This window comes from Endozoicomonas sp., from assembly GCF_031844845.1.
In the GTDB taxonomy this organism is placed as follows: domain Bacteria; phylum Pseudomonadota; class Gammaproteobacteria; order Pseudomonadales; family Endozoicomonadaceae; genus Endozoicomonas.
This window is the reverse complement of the sequence record NZ_JAVRMB020000112.1, coordinates 1-5499: the sequence shown is the minus strand read 5'-3', so window position 1 is coordinate 5499 and position 5499 is coordinate 1. Positions and strand designations below refer to the sequence as shown.

At 48.6% G+C, this 5499-nt stretch carries 3 protein-coding genes; 2 read left to right on the top strand and 1 reads right to left on the bottom strand.

Annotation, left to right across the window (positions count from 1 at the left end; all coding sequences use genetic code 11):
- The first annotated feature begins 795 nt into the window (after positions 1-795).
- Together RM811_RS05345 and RM811_RS05340 are read left to right on the top strand one after the other, a co-directional pair.
- The gene (locus tag RM811_RS05345) at positions 796-2616 is read left to right on the top strand and encodes an ABC transporter ATP-binding protein (RefSeq protein ID WP_402521535.1); all 1821 of its coding nucleotides are present in this window, start codon (positions 796-798) and stop codon (positions 2614-2616) included.
- Positions 2617-2627: 11 nt separating this feature from the next.
- Positions 2628-4445 carry an ABC transporter ATP-binding protein gene (locus RM811_RS05340; protein ID WP_402521534.1) on the top strand — a complete coding sequence of 606 codons (1818 nt, stop codon included), beginning with the start codon at positions 2628-2630 and terminating at the stop codon, positions 4443-4445.
- Positions 4446-4700: 255 nt separating this feature from the next.
- On the opposite strand, the gene RM811_RS05335 is transcribed toward RM811_RS05340, so the two are convergent.
- On the bottom strand, positions 4701-5499 hold a 799-nt coding region (locus RM811_RS05335; RefSeq protein WP_402521532.1), incomplete at its 5' end, for a DUF1186 domain-containing protein.

Below are 5499 nucleotides of genomic sequence, written 5' to 3'. Positions count from 1 at the left end.
GGTAGTAGCGTGTACTGGCCGTATCAATCAGATTTCTCCGGGCGCTGGTCATGGGCTCTCCTGTCAGGAATAAAATCAGTACAGAAGAAAAGTAGATTAGTTGTTCGAAGAGTCAAATTTATGGATGTCCTCATTTATCTTTTTATCTCCTCATTTGTCTTCTTCGAAGAGTCAAATTTATGGATGTCCTCATTTATCTTTATGGATATCTTTATGGATGTCCTCATTTATCTTTTTATGGATGTCCTCATTTATCTTTTTATGGATGTCCTCATTTATCTTTATGCATGTCCTCATTTATCTTTTTATGGATGTCCTCATTTGTCTTTGTCTTTCGAAGAGTCAAATTTATGGATGTCCTCATTTATCTTTTGTCTTTAAATTTATGGATGTCCTCATTTGTCTATTGTCTATGGATGTCCTCATTTATCTTTTTCATTTGTCTTTTCATTTGTCTTTAAATTTATGGATGTCCTCATTTGTCTGTCTTCCTCATTTGTCTCTTTATTGGATGTCCTCATTTGTCCCACTCATTTGTCCCATTTTGTTCATTATTTGTCCATGAGCCCGGCACTACCGGCGAGTGGGGTGTATGGCGTCAGGTAGAGAATAATCCCTTACCTGACATCACCGAGTCATAATCCGGCGATGTTTTCCAATATCAATATTCCTTATTCTGCACCCACCCATCGTCCCCCCGAACCATCGATTCGGTAAACCCTTCGTTGACGATGAGAATGATTTTCAGTTCAATAGACGGTTATAAAATAGCACAATAGAACCAAAGGCCGTTCATTGAAACTACTCTGGAAACTCCGGTTTATCCTGAAGGACTATTGGCAGCACTACCTGCTGGCCTTTATCTGTCTGCAGATTGTCTCTGCCCTGAACCTGATACCACCCTGGCTGATTGGCAAAGTCGTTGACGGCATAAAAGACAACAGCCTTACAAACCAGGAACTGGTCAGTTACGTTGTCAGTATTTTAGTGACCGGAGTAGCCGTCTATGGTTTTCGATATGTCTGGAGAGCGAAACTCTACGGAGCATCCATCGAGCTGATCCGCAAACAGCGCAGTCGGTTATTTGCCCATTACACCCAACTCTCACCAGAATTTTACCAGCAGCACACCACCGGTGACCTGATGGCTCATGCCACCAACGACCTGAACGCCGTAGAAGCTAGCGTCGGTGTCGGCATCATGACACTGGTGGACTCACTGATCGCTGGCATTACGGTCTTGCTCGCCATGGTGTTTCTGGTCAGTAGTAAACTGACATTGCTGGCTATGCTGCCTTTTCCATTACTGGTCTGGGTCACCCAACGATACGGTGCTGCCCTTTACTCCCGTTTTAGCCGGTCACAGGCGGCCTTTTCCAACCTCAATGAAGAAACCCGGGAATCCATCACCGGTATTCGTGCGGTAAAAGCACACCAGCTGACGGAACGACAGATTCTGCGCTTTGAACAGCTCTCAATGGAAGCGGTGGAAGCCAACACCAGTGTTGCCCGGGTTGATGCGTTGTTTGGCCCCAGCATCAGTCTGTTTTTCGGCCTCTCATTCGTACTGGCCCTGATGGGTGGCGCCTGGCTGATCAGCCATGGTCAGCTCACCGTCGGTCTGTTAACCAGCTTCACCCTGTATCTGGGCCAGATGCTGGGGCCTATGCTGCAATTTGGCTGGCAATTTAACGTGTTCCAGCGTGGCAGTGCCTCCTGGGGGCGTCTGGAAAAGCTGCTTGCACGTCAACCGGAAATTAACGATGCAGACGATGCCCAACCGGCACCAGACGACATAAGTCTTTCAATAAACATCAAGTCATTTAGCTATGGTTCTGATAAAAAGCCGGTACTTCAGGATATTGCTACCGAGATTCCTGCCGGTTCATTTATTGGCATTACCGGCCGTACCGGCAGTGGCAAAAGTACCCTGCTCAGGCTGATTCTGCGTGAATTTGATCTGCCGGAAGGCTCAGCCATCAGGATGGGAAATATTCCCCTGCAACAGCTGACAGTGGCATCCCTGCGAAAAAAACTGGCCTGGGTACCTCAGGAGCCTATGTTGTTCTCCGGCACCATTGCCGACAACATCCGCTTCTCTGCACCGGACGCCTCCATGAAGTCGGTGGAAAAGGCAGCGAAACTGGCCGCCATTGACGAAGAAATTACGGACTTCAAGGATGGCTACGACACCTTGTTAGGAGAAAACGGTATCAATGTGTCCGGTGGCCAGAAGCAACGACTGGGTTTGGCGAGGGCGCTGCTTTCTAATGCTCCGATACTGTTGCTGGACGACGCTTTCAGCGCCCTGGATATGAAAACTGAAGCCACGATTCTGAAAAACCTGATGGCGATGAAAGGTGAGAAAACCATCATCCTGGTCACTCAGCGATTGCCGGAGTTGATTAGTGCCGACCATATCCTGGTATTAGACTGTGGACGTATTATTGAACAGGGTAATCACAACAGGCTCATATCGGATAGCCAGCAAACTGAGAGTGTCAGTGGCCACTGGTATGCACGGATCTTCCGGCAACAGGCCAGGACTCTGCTGCAACCACTCAACGTAAAGCCAGTGCAAGCGCAACCCACTATCAACCGGCCCGACGTCGCCTGAGGAATTATGCTGTGTTAGCACAAGACGGAAAAACAACATCAGGCTATCGCGGACTGCTCAGGCTGGTTCGCTACGCAAAGCCGTATCAATGGCAATTTCTGGCTGCCTTTCTGATCCTGCTGTTAGCCACCGGGCTGGAAATGCTCGCTCCCTGGCTGATGAAGATCATTCTGGATAAACATATCGCCCCGGGCCTGAATGACGTTATGGGATTGGCCATCATAGGCTCTGCTCTGCTTGGCACCTACCTGGGTTCAGCCATTCTTCAATACATTCAAAATGTAAAATTTCAGGAAAATGCCCTCAAGGTAGTACACGACATCCGGCGAATGCTCTTTGCCCATGTCCTGAAGCTGCCCATGAACTATTTCGACAATGAACCGACCGGACGTCTGGTTTCCCGTATCACCAATGATTCCGAAGTACTGCGCCAGATGTTTGTGGGGGTTATTCCTGCCATCCTGCAGGCCTTTTTCCGGGTAGTGGGCATTTTTATTGCCATGGCCCTGCTGGATATCCACCTGATGCTGATGACCATACTGCTGATTCCCGTCATGCTGCTGGCCATCCATTTTTACCAGAAAATCAGTCACCCCCTTATCCATGGGGTACGCAGCCAGCTGGCCAACATCAATACCCGTATCAACGAGTCCCTCAATGGCATGCGGATTATTCAGGCCATGGGGCAGGAATCCCACCTGCAACAACAGTTTGATAAGGATAATGAGGAGTGGAGCCAGCTCAAACAGAAAAACATTAATGCCGACAGCCTGCTGTTGATGCCTTTTACCCACCTGCTCAATGGCATTGCCCTGGCGGTAGTGGTGGGCTGGTTTGGTTATCAGTCTGGATTTTCTCTGATTGAAGTGGGCACGCTTTACGCCTTTATCAACTACCTTAGTCGGTTCTTTGAACCATTCCGGCAGATCACCATGCAAATGAGCAGTCTGCAGCAATCCCTGGTGGCTTCCGAAAGGTTGTTTCAGGTATTGAATGAAGAGACCGAGGCAACACAAAACAGCTACGTTCAAGGCACCAGCATTCATAGTGGCAAGCTGACGTTTAATAACGTAACACTGTCTTATGATTCCAAAAATCGGGCTCTGGACAACGTCAGCTTCACCGTGGAGCCGGGACAGTTTGTAGCAATCGTTGGTCACAGTGGCAGCGGCAAGAGCTCGGTGATCAATCTGCTGATGCGCTTTTATCAGCATCAGGAAGGCCAGATTCTGATTGATGACCAGCCATTGAACAGCCTCACGGAAGACACCCTTCGTCAGGGGTTGGGTCTGGTATTCCAGGAACCTTATATCTTCAGCGGTACCATGGCCGAGAATATCAGCCTGAGCCATCAGCAGATCAGTGATGAGCATATTCTGGCAGCCGCAAGAAAAGTTCATGCAGATCCATTTATCCAGAAGCTGGATGAGGGCTATGAACATAAACCCGGCCCCGGAGGAAAGGCACTATCCACCGGAGAAAAACAGCTACTGTCGTTTGCCAGAACCATCGCCCATAACCCGAAAATTCTTTTGCTGGATGAAGCAACGGCCAATATCGATGGTGAAACAGAGCATCATATTAAAGAAGCCCTGATCACCCTGCGGGAAAACCGGACCACCATTGCTGTGGCTCATCGTCTGGCCACCATTCAGGATGCGGATCAGATTCTGGTGATGCATAAAGGGAAGATTGTCCAGCGTGGGAAACATGAGGAGCTGCTTCAGGTTGAAGGTCACTATCGTGATCTCTATCTCGCACAGCAGACGGAAGAGCAGCTGGGTACAGCCCAACAGTCAGGAATTATGATGACCACAGTCAATGCCTGATGGCATTTTCGTTTCCGGGGGGGCAATCAAAAGTGTTCCCTGAAGGGGGCAACAGTTAAGAAATCACCATCGCCATCCCCGCGAAGGCGGCTGTCGCAAAAGGACATACAATCCCGTTCAGGGGTGCCCGAGGATCCGAGGGCCTAAAGGCCTAAAAGCCGATGTTCGAGCTCACCAACACTGCCAGGCTTTGATTGTTGCATGGCGGTTGGGCCATGAGTCGGCTCGCAAGCGAACCAACCCTCAATAACTGAATCAGTGTAAACAGCACTTCTTGAATTTTTTACCACTTCCGCAGGGACAAGGATCATTTCTGCCTATACCGGGAGATGGCGTATTAAACGACAGTGCAGGTTGAGTATTTTCTCCCGATTTTGGAGCCGTCTGATTAATCACCATATTTTCCAGATTAGTTAACAGCTCATTTCCCTGACCGGAATAACAACTCAACTGTCTCAGAGCATCTATAGCGTCATCCAGATAGCAATAAAACTCACCCTCCTGCTTCATTACTGATTTATTAATCACTTCCGGAGCAACACCACAGCGTAATGTAAACTCATCCAGTGTGATGTAATAGGTATCCGCCCACTCTTTTTCATAGAGGTCTTTCAGTACCTCCATAAAACTCTCAGGCTGGGTGTTATAACAAGCCTGAACCCAGGCATTCCAGACCTGGTTCTTTTCCTGCTCAAGACCATACTCATGTAGCTGATGCAGATAAGTAATCAACTCCTGAAGATCGAGATCCCCCTGTTGATAACGTACAACCAGTGCTCCAAGTGCTGCATCCCTGACATATTCATCAATACTGCTGTTCTCTATGATCGACTGCAGAGGGCGAATATCACCAGGACAGAGTGTGGCAAAAATCTGGCTTAACCGATCACAAACGACCTCATCAAAATCGTCACCAATCGCCGTATTGTCTTCAGAACTCATGGAGCTGAACAGCTCAATGGCGATAGGCCAGGCCGCTGGTTCACGAAACTGCGTTAACAAATAAAGTGCATGAAGCGCCAAACGGCTCTTTGACGATGAGCTGCTTCGTTTG